This window comes from Lysinibacillus sp. FSL K6-4013, assembly GCF_038630435.1.
Taxonomy (GTDB): Bacteria; Bacillota; Bacilli; order Bacillales_A; family Planococcaceae; genus Lysinibacillus; species Lysinibacillus boronitolerans.
Genome location: NZ_CP152031.1, coordinates 3,552,759 through 3,573,651 on the forward strand (window position 1 = coordinate 3,552,759; position 20,893 = coordinate 3,573,651).

Annotated in this window: 17 protein-coding genes, 20 tRNA genes and 1 rRNA gene; 7 read left to right on the forward strand and 31 right to left on the reverse strand. The window is 40.3% G+C overall.

The features are described from left to right. Window positions 1–2: 2 nt before the first annotated feature. The 4 genes from menB to MHB39_RS17490 form a co-directional block, all read right to left on the reverse strand. Window positions 3–821 carry a 1,4-dihydroxy-2-naphthoyl-CoA synthase gene (gene menB, locus MHB39_RS17475; RefSeq protein WP_004225917.1) on the reverse strand — a complete coding sequence of 273 codons (819 nt, stop codon included), beginning with the start codon at window positions 819–821 and terminating at the stop codon, window positions 3–5. Window positions 822–884: 63 nt separating this feature from the next. Then, entirely contained in the window at window positions 885–1,694 is an 810-nt protein-coding gene (gene menH, locus MHB39_RS17480; protein WP_342544730.1) for a 2-succinyl-6-hydroxy-2,4-cyclohexadiene-1-carboxylate synthase, read from the reverse strand. Beyond that, window positions 1,691–3,406, reverse strand: a complete 1,716-nt coding sequence (menD, locus tag MHB39_RS17485) for a 2-succinyl-5-enolpyruvyl-6-hydroxy-3-cyclohexene-1-carboxylic-acid synthase (RefSeq protein WP_342544732.1) — start codon at window positions 3,404–3,406, stop codon at window positions 1,691–1,693. The genes menH and menD overlap by 4 nt, the downstream gene beginning before the upstream one ends. Beyond that, the gene (locus MHB39_RS17490) at window positions 3,403–4,785 is read right to left on the reverse strand and encodes an isochorismate synthase (protein ID WP_342544734.1); all 1,383 of its coding nucleotides are present in this window, start codon (window positions 4,783–4,785) and stop codon (window positions 3,403–3,405) included. Before MHB39_RS17490 ends, menD begins: the two co-directional genes overlap by 4 nt. Window positions 4,786–5,032: 247 nt before the next feature. On the opposite strand from MHB39_RS17490, the gene MHB39_RS17495 reads away from it, so the two are divergent. Beyond that, complete coding sequence (locus MHB39_RS17495) at window positions 5,033–5,953, forward strand: 1,4-dihydroxy-2-naphthoate polyprenyltransferase (RefSeq protein WP_036078494.1); 921 nt, start codon at window positions 5,033–5,035, stop codon at window positions 5,951–5,953. 12 nt (window positions 5,954–5,965) lie between these two features. Here the strand turns inward: MHB39_RS17495 and MHB39_RS17500 are convergent, their stop codons facing one another. The 5 genes from MHB39_RS17500 to MHB39_RS17520 all read right to left on the reverse strand — a co-directional run bounded on the left by MHB39_RS17500 (window position 5,966) and on the right by MHB39_RS17520 (window position 10,715). Beyond that, complete coding sequence (locus tag MHB39_RS17500; protein ID WP_036078495.1) at window positions 5,966–6,892, reverse strand: dipeptidase; 927 nt, start codon at window positions 6,890–6,892, stop codon at window positions 5,966–5,968. 47 nt (window positions 6,893–6,939) lie between these two features. Further along, complete coding sequence (locus tag MHB39_RS17505; protein ID WP_036078497.1) at window positions 6,940–7,389, reverse strand: TraR/DksA C4-type zinc finger protein; 450 nt, start codon at window positions 7,387–7,389, stop codon at window positions 6,940–6,942. Between the two features lie 78 nt (window positions 7,390–7,467). Further along, window positions 7,468–8,226: a MerR family transcriptional regulator gene (locus MHB39_RS17510; RefSeq protein ID WP_036078498.1), complete on the reverse strand. Its 759-nt coding sequence runs from the start codon at window positions 8,224–8,226 to the stop codon at window positions 7,468–7,470. A 142-nt stretch (window positions 8,227–8,368) separates the two neighbouring features. Continuing rightward, entirely contained in the window at window positions 8,369–9,583 is a 1,215-nt protein-coding gene (locus MHB39_RS17515; RefSeq protein ID WP_342544735.1) for a diaminopropionate ammonia-lyase, read from the reverse strand. Window positions 9,584–9,719: 136 nt separating this feature from the next. After that, window positions 9,720–10,715 (reverse strand): iron-siderophore ABC transporter substrate-binding protein, encoded by a 996-nt coding sequence (locus MHB39_RS17520; protein ID WP_342544736.1) that lies wholly within the window; start codon window positions 10,713–10,715, stop codon window positions 9,720–9,722. 144 nt (window positions 10,716–10,859) lie between these two features. On the opposite strand from MHB39_RS17520, the gene MHB39_RS17525 reads away from it, so the two are divergent. From MHB39_RS17525 to MHB39_RS17535, 3 genes are read left to right on the forward strand one after another with little or no spacing between them, the layout of a single operon-like run. Then, window positions 10,860–11,861 carry an iron ABC transporter permease gene (locus tag MHB39_RS17525; protein WP_342544737.1) on the forward strand — a complete coding sequence of 334 codons (1,002 nt, stop codon included), beginning with the start codon at window positions 10,860–10,862 and terminating at the stop codon, window positions 11,859–11,861. Further along, window positions 11,861–12,916, forward strand: a complete 1,056-nt coding sequence (locus MHB39_RS17530) for an iron ABC transporter permease (protein WP_333005385.1) — start codon at window positions 11,861–11,863, stop codon at window positions 12,914–12,916. The genes MHB39_RS17525 and MHB39_RS17530 overlap by 1 nt, the downstream gene beginning before the upstream one ends. 15 nt (window positions 12,917–12,931) lie before the next feature. Continuing rightward, window positions 12,932–13,726 (forward strand): ABC transporter ATP-binding protein, encoded by a 795-nt coding sequence (locus tag MHB39_RS17535; RefSeq protein ID WP_036078508.1) that lies wholly within the window; start codon window positions 12,932–12,934, stop codon window positions 13,724–13,726. A 139-nt stretch (window positions 13,727–13,865) separates the two neighbouring features. Here the strand turns inward: MHB39_RS17535 and MHB39_RS17540 are convergent. The 22 genes from MHB39_RS17540 to MHB39_RS17645 all read right to left on the reverse strand — a co-directional run bounded on the left by MHB39_RS17540 (window position 13,866) and on the right by MHB39_RS17645 (window position 17,207). Next, window positions 13,866–13,937: transfer RNA gene (locus MHB39_RS17540), tRNA-Glu, on the reverse strand. A 2-nt stretch (window positions 13,938–13,939) separates the two neighbouring features. Further along, window positions 13,940–14,030: transfer RNA gene (locus MHB39_RS17545), tRNA-Ser, on the reverse strand. Between the two features lie 11 nt (window positions 14,031–14,041). Further along, window positions 14,042–14,118, reverse strand: a tRNA-Asn gene (locus tag MHB39_RS17550). A 4-nt stretch (window positions 14,119–14,122) separates the two neighbouring features. Continuing rightward, window positions 14,123–14,199 (reverse strand) — tRNA-Ile (locus tag MHB39_RS17555). Between the two features lies 1 nt (window position 14,200). Next, window positions 14,201–14,274: transfer RNA gene (locus tag MHB39_RS17560), tRNA-Gly, on the reverse strand. A gap of 5 nt (window positions 14,275–14,279) precedes the next feature. After that, window positions 14,280–14,355 (reverse strand) — tRNA-Phe (locus MHB39_RS17565). 58 nt (window positions 14,356–14,413) lie between these two features. After that, a tRNA-Asp gene (locus tag MHB39_RS17570) sits at window positions 14,414–14,489 on the reverse strand. Between the two features lie 3 nt (window positions 14,490–14,492). After that, window positions 14,493–14,567, reverse strand: a tRNA-Met gene (locus MHB39_RS17575). A gap of 53 nt (window positions 14,568–14,620) precedes the next feature. Beyond that, window positions 14,621–14,713, reverse strand: a tRNA-Ser gene (locus MHB39_RS17580). 15 nt (window positions 14,714–14,728) lie between these two features. After that, window positions 14,729–14,805 (reverse strand) — tRNA-Ile (locus MHB39_RS17585). A gap of 7 nt (window positions 14,806–14,812) precedes the next feature. Beyond that, a tRNA-Met gene (locus MHB39_RS17590) sits at window positions 14,813–14,886 on the reverse strand. Window positions 14,887–14,914: 28 nt separating this feature from the next. Further along, window positions 14,915–14,990: transfer RNA gene (locus MHB39_RS17595), tRNA-Ala, on the reverse strand. 14 nt (window positions 14,991–15,004) lie between these two features. After that, window positions 15,005–15,081: transfer RNA gene (locus tag MHB39_RS17600), tRNA-Pro, on the reverse strand. Between the two features lie 9 nt (window positions 15,082–15,090). Beyond that, window positions 15,091–15,167 (reverse strand) — tRNA-Arg (locus tag MHB39_RS17605). A 9-nt stretch (window positions 15,168–15,176) separates the two neighbouring features. Beyond that, window positions 15,177–15,265 (reverse strand) — tRNA-Leu (locus tag MHB39_RS17610). 5 nt (window positions 15,266–15,270) lie between these two features. Continuing rightward, window positions 15,271–15,345: transfer RNA gene (locus tag MHB39_RS17615), tRNA-Gly, on the reverse strand. Window positions 15,346–15,380: 35 nt separating this feature from the next. Beyond that, window positions 15,381–15,465 (reverse strand) — tRNA-Leu (locus MHB39_RS17620). A 17-nt stretch (window positions 15,466–15,482) separates the two neighbouring features. Continuing rightward, window positions 15,483–15,558: transfer RNA gene (locus MHB39_RS17625), tRNA-Lys, on the reverse strand. A 7-nt stretch (window positions 15,559–15,565) separates the two neighbouring features. Further along, window positions 15,566–15,641, reverse strand: a tRNA-Thr gene (locus MHB39_RS17630). Window positions 15,642–15,644: 3 nt separating this feature from the next. Then, window positions 15,645–15,720: transfer RNA gene (locus MHB39_RS17635), tRNA-Val, on the reverse strand. Window positions 15,721–15,730: 10 nt separating this feature from the next. After that, window positions 15,731–15,846, reverse strand: a 5S ribosomal RNA gene (gene rrf, locus MHB39_RS17640). Window positions 15,847–16,124: 278 nt separating this feature from the next. After that, the gene (locus tag MHB39_RS17645) at window positions 16,125–17,207 is read right to left on the reverse strand and encodes a cysteine desulfurase family protein (protein ID WP_016995535.1); all 1,083 of its coding nucleotides are present in this window, start codon (window positions 17,205–17,207) and stop codon (window positions 16,125–16,127) included. A gap of 88 nt (window positions 17,208–17,295) precedes the next feature. On the opposite strand from MHB39_RS17645, the gene nadB reads away from it, so the two are divergent. The 3 genes from nadB to nadA are packed head-to-tail and all read left to right on the forward strand — an operon-like array spanning window position 17,296 to window position 20,789. Then, on the forward strand, window positions 17,296–18,882 hold the full coding sequence (gene nadB, locus MHB39_RS17650) for an L-aspartate oxidase (RefSeq protein WP_312127318.1): 1,587 nt from the start codon (window positions 17,296–17,298) through the stop codon (window positions 18,880–18,882). Continuing rightward, window positions 18,839–19,699, forward strand: coding sequence for a carboxylating nicotinate-nucleotide diphosphorylase (gene nadC / locus MHB39_RS17655; protein WP_036074902.1), 861 nt, complete (start codon window positions 18,839–18,841; stop codon window positions 19,697–19,699). The genes nadB and nadC overlap by 44 nt, the downstream gene beginning before the upstream one ends. Further along, window positions 19,686–20,789, forward strand: a complete 1,104-nt coding sequence (gene nadA / locus MHB39_RS17660; RefSeq protein ID WP_342544741.1) for a quinolinate synthase NadA — start codon at window positions 19,686–19,688, stop codon at window positions 20,787–20,789. The genes nadC and nadA overlap by 14 nt, the downstream gene beginning before the upstream one ends. The last annotated feature ends 104 nt before the right edge of the window (window positions 20,790–20,893 follow it).

A 20,893-nucleotide genomic window follows, 5' to 3' on the forward strand; every position in this document is an offset into this window, starting at 1 on the left:
AATCAAGGGAATCTTGGGAATTGACCAAAATCTGGTTGACGTTTTTCTTTGAATGCGTCGCGACCTTCTTTTGCTTCATCAGTTGTGTAGTAAAGAAGTGTAGCGTCTCCAGCCATTTGTTGAAGACCTGCTAAACCGTCTGTATCTGCATTCATCGCTGCTTTTAAGAAGCGTAGTGCAGTTGGTGACATTTGAAGCATTTCTTCACACCATTGAACTGTTTCATCTTCCAATTGCGCATAAGGCACAACCGTATTGACTAAGCCCATATCAAGTGCTTGTTGTGCATCGTATTGACGGCAAAGGTACCAAATTTCGCGTGCCTTTTTATGACCAATAATACGAGCAAGATAGCCTGAGCCATAACCAGCGTCGAATGAACCTACTTTTGGTCCAGTTTGTCCAAAGCGAGCATTGTCAGCAGCAATTGTTAAGTCACAAACAACATGTAAAACGTGACCTCCACCAATTGCATAGCCAGCTACCATTGCTACGACAGGTTTTGGAATGACACGGATTAAACGTTGTAAATCAAGAACGTTTAGACGTGGTATTTCATCTTCCCCTACGTAGCCACCGTGACCGCGAACTTTTTGGTCTCCGCCTGAGCAGAAAGCATGTTCACCTTCACCAGTTAGAATAATAACACCGATATTTTTATCATCGCGTGCACGTGAGAATGCGTCAATCATTTCCATAACCGTTTTTGGGCGGAATGCATTACGCACTTCTGGACGGTTAATCGTAATTTTTGCGATACCGTTATAGAACTCATACTTAATGTCTTCATAAGTATGTAATGTAGTCCATTGACGTGTCATTGAATTGCCTCCTATATCATTAAATTCGTCTCGTTTCTAGCGAGGCGCTAACGTAATCATATATTACGTTAAATACTCCTCTACTATTGTAGCAAACTCAGCGGGATTTTCCACATGAATTGCATGTCCAGCGTCATTTACTGTTAAATGCTTAACAGTATTTAATAGCGCTTTCATTTCTAGTGCAATTTTACAAAATTTCTCATCCAATGAACCAGTAATTAGCAGGACAGGTATTTCTAGTTGCGCCAGTCTATCCCAATTTGAGGGCTGAACGCCTGTCCCAACACCTCTCAAGCTACCAGCGAGTCCCTCTTCCTTCTGTGATAGTCGCTCTTCTCGAATAGTTTCTCTTACAGTTTTAGGTAGACGTTGCTGTGAAGCAAAAAGCGGTATGTTTTCCCATGCATTGACAAAGGACAGTATACCATTTGTCATTATTTTTTGCGCCAATGCTTCATCTCGCTTACAACGTTCATTTTGCTCTTCGATTGTTCGTAGGCCAGGAGATGCACTCTCTAAAATGAGTCGATGAATGCGATCTGGATACGTAATAGCATAGGATAAAGCGATTCTTCCACCCATTGAATAGCCTAACAGCGTAAATTTCTCTAAATGGAGTTGGCAAAATAGTTCTTCTAAATCCTGTAATTGCTCTTCCATAGAAAAACGCTGTACATACTGTGGAATAGCTGTTTGTCCATGTCCGATTAAATCAACGGCAATAACACGAATATGGGGTAGAGTTTTCGCTAGATTATGCCAAGTTGCCGAGCTACCAGTAAATCCATGTAACGCAACGACTGTGTACTCACCGTCTTCATTCCATATATCCACATGGGTTTCAAGACCACGAATCATCCACTTTGTCATGCTTTTAACTCCGCATTAATTCGATTCCATAGAGCTCGATGTGCATTCACATTCTCGGTTCTATCTGTAAATATTTCAACTAATCGTAAAGAACGGTTTTTACTTGCTGAAAATTTCTCAGAAAGCTCAGAGATTGTTTCGACGCGTATATAGTCCATTTCATACATATGTGCAATATCACGGAATTCAAGGGCTGTTGGTGTGCCAAATAAATCCTCATAGTGATCTTCAACAGTTGACTGTGGTAAATATGAAAAAATACCACCACCATCATTATTCATCACAATAATCGTTAAGTTACATTCCTGATATCTGGAAGCAATGAGTCCATTCACATCATGTAAAAAGGCTAAATCACCAATTAGTAAATAACTTTCTCGATTATTTCCTTGACTGAAACCGATTGCTGTTGATACGACACCATCTATCCCGTTCGTTCCTCGATTGGCAAAAACACGTAAATCTTTCGGGGTAGCCAATAAAAATGTATCAATATCTCGTACTGGCATACTACTGCTAACGAAAATATCACTACCGTCAGGAATCATTTTGAGTAAACGACTGACTATAGCCCCTTCATCCTTTTCTACCTCTGCGTATTGCTCAATATACATAGAGGCAAGCTGATTCGCTTTTTGCCATTCAGCTAAGTATGCTTCCTCGATAGCTGTTTCAGTGATAGCTAATTCTGTTAGCCACTGATCGACATTCGCATGAATAAAATGCGTAGATACGCCTGTAGCATCTCTAAACATCGGGTCTTCATCGATAATCACATACGCATTTGGACGTGACTTTGTGATAAATTGCATCATAAATTTTGAAACCGGTTGTGCCCCTATTCGGATTACTGTATCTGGTCGCACCAGTGCTTTGAAGTCATCACTCTTCATAATAGCATCATAGGTTGTCACGATATATGGTAAACAATCCTCTGGTACGGATGTACGCATATTCGATAAACTTTCAATAATGACAGGCCACTTCAGCTGACGAACAAATTCCCAAACAATGGATAATTCTGTACCAAGAGCTAACTCACCAATGATCATAAAGCCTCTTTTAGTTGATTGTATAATAGAGGCTAGTTCCTGCTGATCCACGCGTGTTGGGATTAATTGTCCCATACTGCTGTGCTTAAACGACACTGCTGGTAGGTCCTGCTGCAAATCAATTAATAATGGCTCACGGAAAGGTACATTGATATGTACTGGTCCAAATGGTGCGCTTGTTGCAATGGCTACCGCACGAGCAAGATGACGCTCAATAAAAGGCAATGTTGGTTCAGCACCATCTGCTAACGGAAAGTCAACACTCCACTTCACATGTGAACCATATAAATTGGGTTGGTTGATAGCCTGTGGAGCGCCTACCTCACGTAATTCATGTGGGCGATCAGCTGTTATAATGATTAATGGTACACGTGCATAGCTTGCCTCCACAATCGCAGGAAAATAGTTAGCTGCTGCTGTACCAGATGTACATAAAAGAACCACAGGCTTAGTAGTTGCCTTAGCAAGCCCTAGCGCAAAGAATGCTGCTGAGCGCTCGTCTACCTGCCGATACATTTTTACTTGTTTAGTAGAAGCAACCGCATAAGCAAGCGGTGTTGAACGTGAGCCTGGACTAACGACAACATTTTCTACACCAGCTTGCACTAGCGATGCGACCATTTTATAAACATAATCTGTTAGTATTTTTCGTTCACTCATGTAATTGTCCCCCCTAGCGTACGAAGCATTGGACGGAATTTTACTAATGTTTCTTCATATTCAGATTGCGGTTCTGAATCTGCGACGATTCCACCGCCTGCATATAAATAAGCTTTATCATTTAGTAAGGCTGCTGAACGTATGGCAACTGCAAATTCACCGTTACCCTCTGCATCTAGCCAGCCTATTGGCGCAGCATACAGTCCCCGATTCATCGGCTCATATTTCCGGATGGCTGCCAATGCTTCTTTGCGTGGTACACCACCTAAAGCGGGTGTTGGGTGTAATGATTTAGTCAATTGTAAGATTGTTGCATCCTGATTTAACTGACCTTCAACAGGCGTATACAGATGTTGAATATCTCGTATTTTTAACAAGCGTGGTCTATCTGGCACCGTCATGTCCACACAATTTTTACGGAATGTTTCCGCAATCATATCCACAACATACTGATGTTCTCCGCCATTTTTAGGGTCATTTAATAGACTTTGTCCAAAAGCCTCATCTTCCTCTGCAGTCTTACCTCGCTTAATTGAGCCAGCAATACAGGATGAAAATGCTCGACCATCTTCTACCTTCACAAGTCGTTCGGGTGATGCTCCGAAAAACAATAAATGTCTATGCTCTAAACCGAATAAATAGCTTTCTGGTTGCTCATGAATAATTTGAGAAAGTACTTGTGGTGCGGATACATACTCTTTAAATTGCAAAGCAAGTGATCGTGCAATGACCACTTTATCTGCCTTTTTCTGTTTAATTAATGCTGTCACTTGATCAATTGAAGCTAAATAAGGTTCCTTATATGGCTCAAAATAACTTGTGATTTCAGGTTTTGTATACGTTTTCACTTCTTTAACCTGAGCTGCATGGATTAAATGATCGCGCTCTTTTCTTAGCGCTTCAAACTGATCCTCAGCCTGTTGGTCTTGTGTCAAAAGATGAATACTCACGTATGCTTTATCATCGCGTATCACCAGTTGAAAAGTTGCTAATGCAAAATAAGCCTCTGGGAAATCCGTCCATTCCCCATCTACATTATTTTGAGGATCAAATGTAAAACCGCCAAACAAAATTGGTTGTAACGCTTGTTGACCCTTTGGACAGTTTTTCGTTAAGTTCTTCCATTCCGCTTCAACTGCATCAAAGCGGTTTTCTTTAGCGTTGTTTTGAATAGTATGAGCATGTCCTAGCCCAACTAATGTCATTGTTTTTTCTCTATTTTGCCAATAAAATCGTTCACCTTTATAATATTCCTCGCCAGCTGCATAGAACGCCAGTGCAGATAGGCGACTTACTTCAATTGTTTCCATATAAAAATGAAGGCTTTGGCCCAAAGAGTCCACTTCTACTTCTGTGGCTTGGTACCACTTCTGTTGCATGAAAATTACCTCCGTTGTTGCAATGTACATAATGAATGATGGTTAAATAACACATCATATTTTGGCTGGCAACACGTTATTCGTACTGTTGCTAATCGTTCTTTTTTATTTTCAGTTCATAAATGCATGTTCTATTGTATCACTTTTTTTCATTAAACAGTATGTAATAAGCTGTGAACCTACCCATTTTCTCAATCTTCGTTTAAAATAAGAAGAGTCGACAACATTTGAAGGAGAGAAAGACCTTATGACCAAAGTCATTGAAGCTGATAGGGGTTTTAAAGTTTGGTGGCATTTAACACGTCCACATACTTTAACCGCTTCATTTGTTCCAGTATTTCTAGGAACAGCAATTGCCTTAGCAATTGAAAAAGAAACAATTGATTTTGGACTATTTTTTGCTATGCTCATTGCAAGTATGCTTATACAAGCAGCAACGAATATGTTCAATGAATATTATGATTACAAATTAGGATTAGATAACGAGCATTCCGTCGGGATTGGCGGAACAATTGTCCGTCATGGTGTACAGCCAAAAACAATTATGATGATTGCATTAAGCTTTTATGCTATTGCCATGCTTCTTGGCATTTACATATGTGCCTCCACATCTTGGTGGTTAGCTGCTGTCGGACTTGTTTGTATGCTTATTGGCTTTTTATATACAGGTGGACCGTACCCAATCGCCTATTCGCCATTTGGTGAAATTGTTTCTGGCGCAGTAATGGGGATGGGCATTGTATTAATTGCCTTCTATATTCAAGCGCTTACAGTAACATTGGATGCTGTCTTGCTTTCTGTACCAAGCATGATTTTAGTCGGTGCCATTATGCTATCGAACAATATACGTGATATTGTTGGCGATACAGAAGGCGGACGAAAAACCTTGGCTATTTTGGTAGGACGAGACAATGCAATTTCCGTATTATCAGGCTTTTTTATCGTCTCCTATTTATGGGTGATTGCTCTTGTAGCCGTTGATGGCATTACGTTTTGGGCATTAATCATCTTCCTAAGCATTCCAAAACCATTACGTGCCATTCAAATTTTCCGAGACAAAAAAGAAGCCAAAGAGGTAATGCCTGCGATGAAATATACAGCGCAAACAAACACATTCTTCGGCTTCCTATTAGGAATCGGTTTATTAATTCATTATTTCTTTTATTAAGATGCAGCAACCTTAACGGGTTGCTGCTTTTTTTACATAGCATCGGAAATTTTGGCTTGCAATACCATACACTTCTTCATCTGAAAAGCGTGTACGTAATGCCTCTAGTAAATTTTGTGCCTCTCCTGCATGTGCTAAGCCACTGACAGTCCTATCAATCCCATCAAAATCGGAGCCTAATCCTATATGCTCCACGCCTACCAGTTTCGCTAAATGCGCTACATGCCCCACTAGATGGTCTAGTGTTGCATCTTCGCCAATAAAGAGTGGGAAATAAACAACATGGATATGTCCTCCAGCCTCTACAAGTGCCTTTGCCTGTGCATCTGTTAAGTTACGCGGGTGGTCACATAGTGCACGTGCATTACTATGACTTGCAATAATATGCTTCGCAAGCGGCAAGACATCCCAAAAGCTTTGCTCATTTAGATGGGACACATCAATAATAATATCGCGTTCATTTAATAATTGTATAACTTCTTTACCAAATGGCTTTAATCCAAGAGTTGCATCCTGTTCAGCACCATGGGCCACAGCATTTTCTTCATTCCACGTTAAACCTACTAATTTCACCCCTGCATCAAGTACAGCTGTCAGCTTTGTTAAATCTTCGCCAATGGCACTACAGCCCTCTAGGCTTAAAATGGCTCCTATTTCGTGTGGAGCTAATCGATCTAACTGTGCCCAATCTGTAATATGCACCATGCCCTCTGTTTGTAAGACGTGAGTATGGAACGCTTCGATTTGGCGCATGACCTCAAGAAATTGTAGACTTTGTGGGATTGTTGGGTCAATAAAGATAGCGAACACTTGAGCCTCTACTTGCCCTAATTGCAATCTTTTTTGATTAGCATGTATTCGCACATCATCAGCAAAATTGGCCGTTTCAAGAGTAGTTAACTTTAAAAGCGCATCACAATGTAAATCAATAATCTTCATATCCTCACCTCTACAGTTATTATACTGCTTCTGCGAGGAAAAACTTACTAAATTTTATCCTGTGGTGTATCAGAAGAGCCGAATTCCTCCAGCTCAATAAAATCATCTGATTTTGGTGTTGAAGAAAGAACATCTTCTTCCACTGGGCGTAAATTGTCTTCTTTCTTTTCTGCATGCTCCACACATGTCAGAGCTTGTGGCATTGCCTCTAAGCGACCAATCGGAATTTCTTTACCACAGACTGCACACTTGCCATATGTACCGTCTGCCATTGCCTGAAGAGCTTCTTTTATTTCTTCAGCATTATCACCACGATGCTCATCTATAGCCATTTCTGTAAGCTGATCCGTTAAATCACTAGCATTGTCTGCTGGATGATTATCATAATTTGATAGTTCTGTCGCTTGTGGTCGCTCTGATTGCTCTATTCGTTGTTCTATTTCTTGTAATTCTTGCTCTAGTTGTCTTTTTAATTGTTGCATTACTTGTTGATTCACAATAATCTCCTCCTCATGCTTTCATTTTTTCCTAATTTACGATTTCTAAAACATGTCAGCATAAGGAAGACCTATCTATTAACTTGTATAAGCTATAATCGCGTCATGTAAAAATTGCGCTGCTCCTGTTTCACCACGCTCATCATAATAAGCTGTAAAACGATCATCAGCAATATACATTTGTGCCAGCCCTGCATGTGCCTCCTTGGAATACTCTTTCCACGTAAAGTTCAGCCAGCGTTTATGCAACTCTGCAACTTCCATTGCAATGTCACTTGTAGGATCTCCAAGTTTCATTGCCTCTGCTAAGCGTTCAAACATTTGCTGTTCTAGCTGTTGCATCGCTTCATATTGTTGCTCCGTCATGTTCATAAGCTTAGCATTGGATGCATCCACTGTTTCATTCCCATATTTCTCACGGATTTCTTTGCCGTACTGCTTTTCGTTATTCTCAATTAACTTTTCTTTAAAGCCTTTAAATTTTTCTTCATTAGACATTGGTTGTTCCTCCTCAATGGATTGTATTGTTTTTTCTACTGTCTGTAAGATCGTTTCCAACTGCTCTTTGCGTTGAAGCAAAGCAGCTCTATGTGTTTTGAGCGCCTCAGCATGCTGAAAGTTTGGTGCTTGAATAATAGCCTGAATTGTCGCTAATTTCATATCCAAAGCACGGTAAAATAAAATCTGCTGCAACATATCGACCTCCCATTGGCCATAAAATCGATAACCTGCCTCATTGGTTCTTGCTGGTTTCAGCAATCCAATTTCATCATAATAACGCAATGTTCTTGTACTAACACCCGATAGTTGAGCAAGCTCCTGAATGGTATATTCCATCTCATCACCTCCACTAATGCTACTGTAAGCTTTGACGCAACGTTAAGGTCAAGAGCAAAATAAAAAAATTTAATTAAACTTAATTATACTTTCAATTCCTTTTACAAAAGTAAAAATAGCAAACTAGTAAATCACTAGTTTGCTATTGATTCGCATATTTCCCATGCCATACTATTTGTTGATAACTCTCTTTATCTGTATCACCCTCTGTATTAATAAACAGCACCCTCGCCTGTTCATTTAGGTGCAAGGCTTGTTTTAATTCTTGATATTGATCATTTACCATTATTTCATAAAAGCAACCAAATGGCGCCGCTCCTGATTCACCTGCTATAATGCGAGTGTCTGTAGCTAAAGGATTTCCTAGAACGCGCATACCTGTTGCTGCTATTTCTTCCTCACAGGAGATACTTATTTTTGTGTAGGCTTTTAAGATTTGCCAAGCCTGTGGATTCGGTTCACCACAAGCAAGACCTGCCATTATAGTTTGCATCTCCCCACCAACAGTGACAAATTGATCTGTATTTTTCTTAAAGCTTTCATAATAGCAATTAGCGACATGTGGCTCAACCAAGACAAATGTAATTTCTTGCTCATAGAATTGTTGTAAAAATGCTACAACCGATCCTGCAAAGGACCCAACACCAGCTTGCAAAAATACATGTGTTGGGGCTTGCTGAATCTGTTCAACAATCTCCTGTACAAGGGTTGTGTACCCTTGCATAATCCATAATGGAATTTCATCATAGCCCTCCCACATTGTATCCTGAATCAATACCCAACCATTTTCTAGTGCAAGCTGTGAGGTATAACGAACAGTATCGTCATAATTCATTGTCGTAATTTCAGCAAAAGCCCCTTCATTTTTAATATGCTGTAGACGCTCAGCCGCGCTGCCAGCTGGCATATATATTCGCGCTTGAAAACCCAGTTCTCTGGCTGCCCATGCCACACCACGACCATGATTACCATCTGTCGTTGAAATAAATGTTAAATTGCCTACTTGCGCTCTTACTTCTGGAGATTTTAACTGTTCAAACGATAGCTCCTCTATATTCCTCCCAAGCTTATTGGCAACATATTGCGCAATTGCATAAATACCGCCTAAAACTTTAAAGGCATTTAAACCAAATCGATAAGATTCATCTTTAACGAAGATCTTTTCTACATCCATACATGAAGCAAGTGCATCAAGTTGATGGAGAGGTGTCTTCTCAAATTGATCATATGTACGCTGAAACTGACTAACCCTCTTTACTTGGTCCAGTGAGAAAAAGGGAAGTATTGCTGTTGCTTGTTTTACATTGTCTTGCTCTAAATAATGCTGATTATAAACCCACCTTAATTTTTCGTTCATCGATATCCCCCCTCAATTTACGGTCAATATCTACATCATAGTCTATCTAACTTTAAAGTACCAGGAGAGTATATATTAGGAAGTAAAAAAACTATACATTCATCGAACACCGATAAATGTATAGTTTATGAGAAAATTATTTAACAAAGATTTCTTCCACTTGATCTAGCATAATATTCGCAGCTAAAATGCCTCCAGCCGTATTCCAAATGACATCATCCACTTTATGTGCATTGCCTTTTTGGACAGCCGTTAGGTTTTTCCATAGTGGGTCTTGTGTCCACTCTTGTTCAGTTGCTAATGCTGAGTCATCACCTGTTGGCATGTACGTGAAGTAGAAAATAACATCCCCATCCATTTGAGGGATCGCTTCTTTCCCTACTTCAATCGCTAAGTTTCCTAGTTTTGCATTATCTTTAAATAAATCTGCTTGCGCTGCAACACGTTTAAATCCTAAAGCATCAAAAATCACACCTGAGAATGAATCTGTGTAATAGATACGAGATTTATCAGCCATAAAGCGTACAAATGAAACTTCTTGGTTTGTTTGTTCTCCAAGTTCTTCTTTCAGTGCTTGTAGCTTATCTTCGTAAGCTTTTAGCACTTCTTCACCTTTTGTTTCTTGGTTTACTGCTTTTGCGTATAATTTAAAATTCTCTTTCCAGTCACCGCGTAATGTATCAGAAAATACAGTTGGAGCAATTTTGCTAAGTTTAGCATAATCTTTTTCTTGTCGTAATTTATTGCCAATGATTAAATCTGGCTTCAAAGAAGCTATTTTTTCGATATTAATTTCATGTTCAATACCGACAACCTCCACACCTTCCATTTGATCCTTAATGTGATCATACCATGGATCGCCTGTCCAAGATTGTACCGCACCTACTGGTTTAATTCCTAGAGCTAATAATGCTTCTGTTCCCTCATTAGTTAAAACAACAATACGTTTTGGTGTGTCTTTTACTTCAGTTGTCCCCATTGCATGGTCAACACTGTAAGCATTGCTTTCTTTTGTACTTTCTTCTTTGGTATCATCCTTAGAAGTACCGCAAGCTGCCAGAACAAAAATAGCAACCACAGCCAGCAAAACTAATAGTTTTTGAAATGCTTTTTGCACCTTTTCTTCCTCCATTGTATATGATAAAATGTTTAAGCATATCAGACGAGAATGAAAATCACTTTCATTTGTCTGAGAACGATATTAATCGTATTGGATGTATCTATCAATGTCAATAACTAATTTAATAATTTCCCAAGAAAAGAGTACACGTTAAATATGATATTACAAAATAATTATTCCAAGATGATTGCTTTACTAGTAGGAGTTTTACTATTACTTCTTTGTATGGGGATCAGTATTGTGTACGGTTATGCAAATACCTCTATTCAAACTACGTATGAATCTTTTAAACAATTTAACAATTCAAATGAGCATCTTATTATTCAAAATGTTCGAATTCCAAGAGCTCTTATAGCCAGTTGCGTTGGTGCTTCGTTAGCCATTACAGGCGTGCTTATGCAGACCTTAACGAAAAATCCATTAGCCTCTCCTGGAATTTTGGGCATTAATGCAGGAGCAGGCTTTGCTGTTGTTTTTGCTATGATTTTTTTCCACATTTCAAGCTTGCAATCTTTTGCATGGATTGCATTTCTTGGTGCAGCAATCGCTGCATTATCCGTTTATGGGATTAGTTTCTCAGGTAGAGATGCTGTTACTCCAGTGAAAATAACTTTAGCTGGTGCTGCCATTAGTGCCCTATTTGCATCATTTACACAAGGTTTACTCGCTACAAATGAAGCAGAGCTTGATCAAGTTTTGTTTTGGTTAGCAGGCTCTGTACAAGGTAGAAAACTTGAAATTTTACTTTCTGTTCTACCTTATTTAGTAATTGGGTGGATTGCTGCTCTCATCATTTCCCCTAAAATGAATATTCTCGCTCTAGGTGATGATGTAGCAAGAGGTCTTGGTTTACGTTTAGGACTTATGAAGATATTAGTAGGTCTTATTGTTATTTTTTTAGCTGGTGGAGCAGTTGCAATTGCTGGCCCCATTGGTTTTATAGGGATTGTCGTTCCCCATTTTGCGCGCAAGTTTGTCGGCACCGATCATCGATGGCTTATTCCTATGGCTGCTTTACTTGGGGGGATCCTTTTATTGCTGGCTGATGTTGCGGCTCGTTATATTATCATGCCTCAAGAAGTTCCAGTAGGAGTCATGACAGCTATGATTGGCACACCATTCTTTATTTACCTTGCGCGAAAAGGTGGAAAAAAATAATGAAACATGTAAAAACAATTCGTCTACTTCAACAAAAAATTTCATTTTTATTAGATGTACAAGCTATAAAAAAATTAATAGTGATTTGCCTACTAGCTCTTGCTGTTTTCTTTCTTAGTGCATCATTTGGTGATTCATTCATCAATCCATTAAAAGTTTTACAAGCTTTTTTTGGTTACGGCTCAGATTTTGATCAACTGATCATTATTGATTTTCGAATGCCTCGAATTTTCATGGCTTTGTTTGCTGGAATGGCATTAGCCGTAGCAGGTGCAGTTTTACAAGGAATCATTAAAAATCCACTTGCCTCACCTGATATAATCGGCATATCTGCTGGTGGTGGGGCAGCGGTTGTTGGTTTCTTAGCCATTTTCAGTGATTCCAATCACTCTTTAACTGTTAGTATAGAATGGTTGCCATTAGCAGGATTTACAGGGGCTACTATCGTCGGATGTATAGTTTACCTATTTGCTTGGAAAGATGGTGTCACACCACATCGTCTTGTCTTAATCGGTATTAGCGTGTCGGCATTCATGCAAGCAATTACTACAATGCTAATGATTATCGGCCCAATTTATCAAGCAAGTGAAGCGAATAAGTGGATTACCGGGAGTGTCAAAAGTGCAGATTGGGATCAAGTACAAATCGTTGTTCCTTTGATCATCATGCTTCTACTTATCACTTTATTTATCACACGACAGTTAAATGTTCAAGAATTAGGTGATGATACAGCATCAAGCCTAGGGCAATCTGTCCAAAAAACTCGCCTTTATTTAATTCTATTATGCTCCAGTCTTGTAGCGAGTGCTATAGCATTTGCTGGCGCCATTGGGTTTGTAGGATTAATGGCTCCTCATATCGCACGACGCATCGTTGGTTCATCATTCGGTGTACTTATTCCAGCATCCGCAGCAATTGGTGCATTACTTGTAATGGTTGCAGATATTATAGGTCGCACAGCATTTAGCCCATTAGAAGTACCCGCAGGCGTCTTTACTGCTGCCATCGGTGCACCTTATTTTATCTATTTATTATTTAGAAACCCAAATAAATAAAGGAGTCTATACTACATGACTGAATCTTTATTAACCAAATCCCTAACATTAAGTTATGGTGATTTCAATATTATCGAAGATCTCAATTTATCTATTCCTTTGAATGAAATTACTGTATTAATTGGAGCGAATGGCTGTGGTAAATCCACACTCTTGCGCTCCATTGCTCGATTATTAAAACCTAAAAAAGGCTCCGTTTTATTAAATGGTGAGGATATTTTTAAATTATCAACTAAACAAGTGGCTAAAAACCTCTCTATTCTTCCCCAATCTCCTGTTGCACCAGAAGGCTTAACTGTCTTACAACTTGTAAAACAAGGCCGCTACCCTTACCAAAATTGGCGTCAACAATGGACTGAAAAGGATGAAGAAATCGTTTTAAACGCTTTAAAAGCTACAGGTACCGAGCATTTACAAGATAGACCAGTAGACGAGCTATCAGGAGGACAACGTCAACGTGCTTGGATTGCTATGACACTTGCTCAAGATACAGATATCATTCTTTTAGACGAGCCTACGACATACTTAGATTTAACCCATCAAATAGACGTATTAGATTTACTATATGACTTAAACCAACAGCAAAAGCGAACAATTATTATGGTATTACATGATATTAATCTTGCATGTCGCTATGCCGATCATATTATTACAGTGCGTGACCGTGGTGTCTACCGTCAAGGGAAACCAGAAGAAATTATGACAACTGATTTAGTTAGTCATGTGTTTGACCTTGATTGCCAAATGACGGCAGATCCCATATTTGGTACACCTCTTTGCATTCCATATGGAAAAGGACGAAAAATTTAATCGCTAATTTGAAAAACAACAAGCCTACACAGAATGATTAATCTGTGTAGGCTTTCATTTAATAGAGGTATGTTATTAATCTAAGTATCTAGTAAATTAAAAAGTGCAGTAGATGTAAATTCATCTACTGCACTTAGTATGACCCGTACGGGATTCGAACCCGTGTTACCGCCGTGAAAGGGCGGTGTCTTAACCACTTGACCAACGGGCCCATGGCGGAGAAGGAGGGATTTGAACCCTCGCGCCGGTTACCCGACCTACACCCTTAGCAGGGGCGCCTCTTCAGCCTCTTGAGTACTTCCCCAAAATAAAAAATGGCTCCGAAGGCAGGACTCGAACCTGCGACAACCTGATTAACAGTCAGGTGCTACTACCAACTGAGCTACTTCGGAATAATGGTGGGCCTAAATGGACTCGAACCATCGACCTCACGCTTATCAGGCGTGCGCTCTAACCAGCTGAGCTATAGGCCCTTGGAGCGGGTGATGGGAATCGAACCCACGACATCAGCTTGGAAGGCTGAGGTTTTACCATTAAACTACACCCGCATAAATGGTGGGTCAGGACGGAATCGAACCGCCGACACTTAGAGCTTCAATCTAATGCTCTACCAACTGAGCTACTGACCCATTTCGTCCATGCTAAGCTTGCTCACTCTTTTGCTTCTCATGACTTTGATTTTAAAAATGGCGGTCCCGACCGGGATCGAACCGGCGATCTCCTGCGTGACAGGCAGGCATGTTAACCGCTACACCACGGGACCTTTTGGTTGCGGGGGCCGGATTTGAACCAACGACCTTCGGGTTATGAGCCCGACGAGCTACCACTGCTCCACCCCGCGATAATTTTATGCTGTTTCGAGTTTTTAAAGCACCATTTATAAAAATTTAAAACTGGAGGAGGTAGAGGGATTCGAACCCCCGCGCGGTGTTACCCGCCTGTCGGTTTTCAAGACCGATCCCTTCAGCCAGACTTGGGTATACCTCCGTTACAATATATAAATGGTGGACCTTGCAGGACTCGAACCTGCGACCGGACGGTTATGAGCCGTCTGCTCTAACCAACTGAGCTAAAGGTCCTTTAAGATGGCGGCAGAGGGGATCGAACCCCCGACCTTACGGGTATGAACCGTACGCTCTAGCCAGCTGAGCTACGCCGCCAGGATCTTTATACTGGTTAATTTACTTATGGTGGAGCCTAGCGGGATCGAACCGCTGACCTCCTGCGTGCAAGGCAGGCGCTCTCCCAGCTGAGCTAAGGCCCCATAATTTTTGGAAATGGTCGGGAAGACAGGATTCGAACCTGCGACCCCTTGGTCCCAAACCAAGTGCTCTACCAAGCTGAGCTACTTCCCGTTGTTCTTTTGGCGCGCCCGACAGGAGTCGAACCCATAACCTTCTGATCCGTAGTCAGACGCTCTATCCAATTGAGCTACGGGCGCATTTAAAAATGGTGCCGAGGACCGGAATCGAACCGGTACGGTAGTCACCTACCGCAGGATTTTAAGTCCTGTGCGTCTGCCAGTTCCGCCACCCCGGCACATTTGGAGCGGAAGACGAGGTTCGAACTCGCGACCCCCACCTTGGCAAGGTGGTGTTCTACCACTGAACTACTTCCGCATGTGCATAAGTTTTTTATCTGGCAATGAAAATAATGGTGCGGGTGAAGGGAGTCGAACCCCCACGCCTTGCGGCGCTAGATCCTAAGTCTAGTGCGTCTGCCAATTCCGCCACACCCGCTTATTATTATTTCTAAATGGTGAGCCATGAAGGACTCGAACCTTCGACCCTCTGATTAAAAGTCAGATGCTCTACCAACTGAGCTAATGGCTCGAAAAAATGGTGCCGGCTATAGGAATCGAACCCACGACCTACTGATTACAAGTCAGTTGCTCTACCTGCTGAGCTAAACCGGCATATGGTGGAGGATGACGGGCTCGAACCGCCGACCCTCTGCTTGTAAGGCAGATGCTCTCCCAGCTGAGCTAATCCTCCTGGGTGTTATGCCTAGCGACGTCCTACTCTCACAGGGGGAAGCCCCCAACTACCATCGGCGCTAAAGAGCTTAACTTCCGTGTTCGGTATGGGAACGGGTGTGACCTCTTTGCCATCATCACTAGACTTTGTTATGTATCTTGTTTTGAAGTTGTTTACCTGTCCTTCAAGACAAGAATTATTGTATAACGTTTTCTAACATTGTGCAATACTTTTTTATAAAAAAAAGAAATTATTACTTTTAAAAGATATTTTTGTTAAGTAAGAGAAAATATTGCCCTGCAAAATATTATAGCAATTGTTGATTCAAAAGAAAACATTTATTTTATTTCACCTATATTCTTAGCTTATAATCTATTTCAAAACAAGTGAAGAATATAGATAATCCTTCACTCGTCCTCTCATTAAATATTTGCAAGCTCTCTTTTTAATTTTGCAATATCATCAAGTGTAGTAGAAGGACCAAAAGATATTCTAAAAAATTGGCGTGCCGCTTCAAAAGAAAAACCCATTGATAGAATGGCCTTTGTTCCAGATTCACTATGAATATCACATGCACTACCTGTAGAGATACAGATTCCCGCCTCATTTAACTTTAAAAGAACATATTGCCCCTCTACTTTCTCCATCATTACCCCACAAATATTAGGTAGTTGCTGTTTACACTCAACGATCTGACATGTTTCAGGTAAGTTATTTTCGAAATAATTTCTTAAAGTTTCATAATGTTGCAATTCATATTGATAGTTTTCAATTGCCGCCGCAAAGGCCACGATTGCAGGAGTATCTAATGTCCCTCCTCTGAGCCCCCTCTCATGTGTCACACCTGGTGTTAATGCAGGTACTCGGATTGCGGGGTTAATATATATGGCCCCACATCCCTTTGGCCCACCTATTTTATGAGCCGAGATGGTAATTGCATCTGCTCCTTTTGGTATAGCTAGTTTGCCAAATGATTGTACACAATCAACATGACAGAAAATATTTGATTTTCTTGCTATCTCTACGATTTTCTCCACGGGCAGGATAGAACCAATTTCAGAATTGACATGTTGAATGGTAATTAAAGCAGTATCTTCACGGATTGCTTGTTGCAATTGCCTCAGATCAACGCAGCCATCCCTCTGCAAAGGTAATTTTGTTACAGTAAAGCCCTTTTTCTCAAGTGTATTCAAAGCTGCGTGCACTGAGGTATGCTCAGCTTGGGATGAAATAATGTGTTTTCCTTTTTTTGAGGCTAGTGCTAACGACAAGATGGCTATTAGATTTCCTTCTGTGCCACTACCCGTAAAAATTACGCCATCACTACGTACACCGAGGGCATGGGCTACAACCTCTCTTGAATGCTGGACAAAATAAAGGGCTTGTCCCCCTAGATCATGCAAGCTTGCACTATTTCCATAATAACGTTGTGCTACCTCTACATATGCCTCAAGAGATTCTCTCATCATTGGTGACGTTGCAGCATAATCCATATAAATCATCATCTTCTTCCTCTCTTGTTCATAGGGTCTTGTTTTCTTTTTTATTTTATGTAAAGATAGGTGTCAAGACAACTGTAAAGAAGGTATAACTATGGATGTAAAGACAGACGTCCTTATAATTGGTAGTGGCATTGCTGCACTTCAAGCTGCTTTACTGCTTGAAGAACATTTTCAAATACAAATTGTTACAAAATCATCTATATATATGAGTAGTTCTTATCGTGCACAAGGTGGTATTGCTGCTGTTATAAGTGAGGAGGATCATATTCAACACCATATGGCTGATACATTAAAAGCTGGAGAGTATCATCATGAGAAAAGGCATGTTAAAACACTTATTAAAGATGGCACGGAGATTATGCAAAACTATCTAAAGAATGGCCTCCCTGTTGATCGGCAGGTCGATGGAAAACCTGCTCTAGGACTTGAAGGAGCACATAGTCATCATCGTATTCTACATGCAGGTGGTGATCGTACTGGTCAGATTTTCATAGATTACTTGCTTCATAAACTCTCACCCAAAACAAAGATCAATTGCTATGAAATGGCATATGAGCTTTTACGAAATACAGATGGTGACTGTGTAGGAGTACTAACTAAAGGAGAAAAAGGTACAAAACGTTACTTGGCTCATCATGTTATTTTAGCGACAGGTGGTGCAGGTGCCCTTTATTCAAGCACATCTAATTTTCCAACCAATACAGGCGATGGGATCGCATTAGCATTTCGAGCAGGCGCTGCCATTAGTGATATGGAATTTATGCAATTTCACCCGAGTCTTCTTTGGTGTAAAAATGAAGCAAAGGGATTAGTTTCTGAAGCTGTCAGAGGTGCTGGGGGTATTTTTGTGAACGCACAGCATCAGCCCATTATGACAGGTTTACATGCTCAACTTGACCTAGCACCAAGACATATTACGGCACTTGCCCTATTTACAAAACGTGCAGCTGGTGAAGAAACGTTTATTGATATCACTAACATTCAAGACTTTGAAGCAAAATTTCCAACAATTGCTCAGCTGTGCCATGATAATCACGTTCATTTACAGGATGGCCTTATCCCCGTGGCTCCAGGAAGTCATTTCTTGATGGGTGGTGTTATTGCTGATGACAAAGGAAGAACTACTATACCTAACCTATATGCAGTCGGTGAGGTTGCCTGTACAGGCGTACATGGAGCAAATCGTTTAGCAAGTAATTCACTATTGGAAGGTATTACATTTGGTCAAAAAATGGCACAGTTCATCATTCAAAAAGGGTGTCATCAAAAAAATTTTTTACTTGAAAACCCTCATTGTACTGATAAAATGCCATCTTTATTTAGCAAACCACAATTACAGCAACACATGATGCAGTTCCTAGGTATTGTTAGAAATATTGATGACTTGCAGCATTTTGTTCAGCAATTGCCCTCCTTGCAATCACTTCTTCACGTTAATTTAAATGGTCTCGAACTAGCTGAGTTGGAATTATTTATGATGCATGTAGTCGCCACATTAATGGCACATGCAGCAATTACGCGAACGGAAACACGAGGAGCTCATATTCGGACGGATAAACCCGAAATGGAAGCACAATGGGCAAGCCGATGGATTATTTTTTCGCAAGGACAAATGAAAGTGAGGAACTCATTGTATGAATATCATCAAACTCGAGGAAATGCTCAAACAATTTTTTAATGAGGATTTAGGAGATGGGGATTTATCGAGTGAATTTATCTTTTCAGCCGATCAACTAGGATCTTTTTCTTTTTACGCGAAAGAAAGCGGAATTTTTTGCGGGGCACTCATTATTGAGCATGGCTTTCTCTTACTCGATCGATCAATCGAAGTCAACCTTCATAAAAAAGATGGAGAGATGGTTAAGTCAGGTGATGTGCTTGCTGTGATTAAAGGTCCCTTACAAAAGTTATTAATAGGTGAGCGTGTCATTTTAAATCTTATTCAACGAATGTCTGCTATTGCAACGGCGACCAATCGTGCCGTTCAAGAAACAGTAGGTACTCATGCAAAAATATGTGATACCCGTAAAACAATACCAGGACTGCGTATGTTAGATAAATATGCTGTTCGAATTGGTGGTGCTTTTAATCATCGTAATGGCCTGTATGACGCAATTATGCTAAAGGATAATCATATTGCCTTTGCTGGTAGCATAGCAAACGCAGTTCAAGCCGCAAGAGCGAAAGTCGGGCATACCGTAAAAATTGAAGTTGAAATTGAAACAAAAGAACAGTTAGAAGAAGCTATCAAGGCAGGAGCAGATATTATAATGTTTGATAACCGTAGCCCAGAAGAAATCCGTGCATGGCTTCCCATTGTTCCACCAACTATTGCGACTGAAGCATCTGGGGGCATCACACTTGAAAATTTAAAGACATATGCCCAATCAGGTATTCAATGGATTTCACTTGGCTCCCTAACACATTCAGTTAAAGCTTTTGATATTAGTGCACTCGTTCAAATGAAAGGAGATCATTCCCTTGTCCATCACTAGTTTATTACAACAGACGTCATTACTTCCAGAGCATTATCGGGCACTATCTGTAAAGGAAATGGAATCTCGTATTTTATCAATAAAGAAAAAATTAGGGCCTAAATTATTTATTCCTGGGCACCATTATCAAAAAGATGAAGTCATTCAATTTGCAGATGCAACCGGGGATTCTTTACAGTTAGCTCAATTATCTGCAGCAAATAAGGAAGCTGAACACATCGTATTTTGCGGTGTGCATTTTATGGCAGAGACTGCTGATATGCTGACAACGAAACAGCAACATGTCTATTTACCAGATATGCGCGCTGGTTGTTCAATGGCTGATATGGCTGATATTTATCAAACAGAACAAGCATGGCCAATTCTTCAAGAACTCTTTGGTGATACGATTATTCCTCTAACCTATGTTAATTCAACTGCGGCTATTAAAGCCTTTACTGGAAGACATGGTGGTGCTTGTGTCACTTCATCGAATGCAAGGGAACTTGTTCAATGGGCTTTTACCCAAAAACAGCGGATCTTCTTTTTACCTGACCAACATTTAGGAAGAAATACTGCCTATGATTTAGGTATACCTCTTGAAAATATGGCTGTTTGGAATCCACATAAGAACATGCTCGAAACAAAAGAGCCTCTTGAAAATATTCAGGTTATACTTTGGAAGGGTCACTGCTCTGTGCACGAAGGTTTTACCGTTCAACATACAGAGGTTATTCGTAAAAAACACCCAACTATGAGCATTATCGTTCACCCTGAATGCAGCCGTGAAGTGGTAGCAGCAGCTGATGATGCAGGCTCCACAAAATACATTATTGATACAATCAATCGAGCTCCAAGCGGATCTGCATGGGCAATTGGAACAGAAATGAACCTTGTCAATCGCATTATTAAGCAGCATCCTGATAAACATATTGTCTCCTTAAATGAAAACTTTTGTCCTTGTTTAACAATGAATCGCATCGACCTTCCGCATTTGTTATGGAGCTTAGAAAGTATCGAGCAAGGGCAACCTCATAACCGTATACAAGTAGATGAACATACTACTGCTGAAGCTCTTAGCTCACTTGAAAGAATGCTAGCCAGAGGATAAATAGTTAAACTTTTTAAACAGAAAGGTTATAAGACATAACCTTTCTGTTTCATTCTGTTGATAAACTATTTAGTCAATGAAATTTTTTTGAAAAATCGGGTAAA

Excerpts from the sequence above, each read along its gene's own strand:
- MHB39_RS17535 (WP_036078508.1), top strand. The coding sequence starts at position 12,932 with ATGACTGAATCTTTATTAACCAAATCCCTAACATTAAGTTATGGTGAT.
- MHB39_RS17490 (WP_342544734.1), bottom strand. The coding sequence starts at position 4,785 with ATGCAACAGAAGTGGTACCAAGCCACAGAAGTAGAAGTGGACTCTTTG.
- menD (WP_342544732.1), bottom strand. The coding sequence starts at position 3,406 with ATGAGTGAACGAAAAATACTAACAGATTATGTTTATAAAATGGTCGCA.
- MHB39_RS17510 (WP_036078498.1), bottom strand. The coding sequence starts at position 8,226 with ATGGAATATACCATTCAGGAGCTTGCTCAACTATCGGGTGTTAGTACA.
- MHB39_RS17495 (WP_036078494.1), top strand. The coding sequence starts at position 5,033 with ATGACCAAAGTCATTGAAGCTGATAGGGGTTTTAAAGTTTGGTGGCAT.
- menB (WP_004225917.1), bottom strand. The coding sequence starts at position 821 with ATGACACGTCAATGGACTACATTACATACTTATGAAGACATTAAGTAT.
- MHB39_RS17515 (WP_342544735.1), bottom strand. The coding sequence starts at position 9,583 with ATGAACGAAAAATTAAGGTGGGTTTATAATCAGCATTATTTAGAGCAA.
- menH (WP_342544730.1), bottom strand. The coding sequence starts at position 1,694 with ATGACAAAGTGGATGATTCGTGGTCTTGAAACCCATGTGGATATATGG.
- nadC (WP_036074902.1), top strand. The coding sequence starts at position 18,839 with ATGAATATCATCAAACTCGAGGAAATGCTCAAACAATTTTTTAATGAG.
- nadB (WP_312127318.1), top strand. The coding sequence starts at position 17,296 with ATGGATGTAAAGACAGACGTCCTTATAATTGGTAGTGGCATTGCTGCA.
- MHB39_RS17530 (WP_333005385.1), top strand. The coding sequence starts at position 11,861 with ATGAAACATGTAAAAACAATTCGTCTACTTCAACAAAAAATTTCATTT.
- MHB39_RS17520 (WP_342544736.1), bottom strand. The coding sequence starts at position 10,715 with ATGGAGGAAGAAAAGGTGCAAAAAGCATTTCAAAAACTATTAGTTTTG.
- MHB39_RS17500 (WP_036078495.1), bottom strand. The coding sequence starts at position 6,892 with ATGAAGATTATTGATTTACATTGTGATGCGCTTTTAAAGTTAACTACT.
- MHB39_RS17525 (WP_342544737.1), top strand. The coding sequence starts at position 10,860 with ATGATATTACAAAATAATTATTCCAAGATGATTGCTTTACTAGTAGGA.
- MHB39_RS17645 (WP_016995535.1), bottom strand. The coding sequence starts at position 17,207 with ATGATGATTTATATGGATTATGCTGCAACGTCACCAATGATGAGAGAA.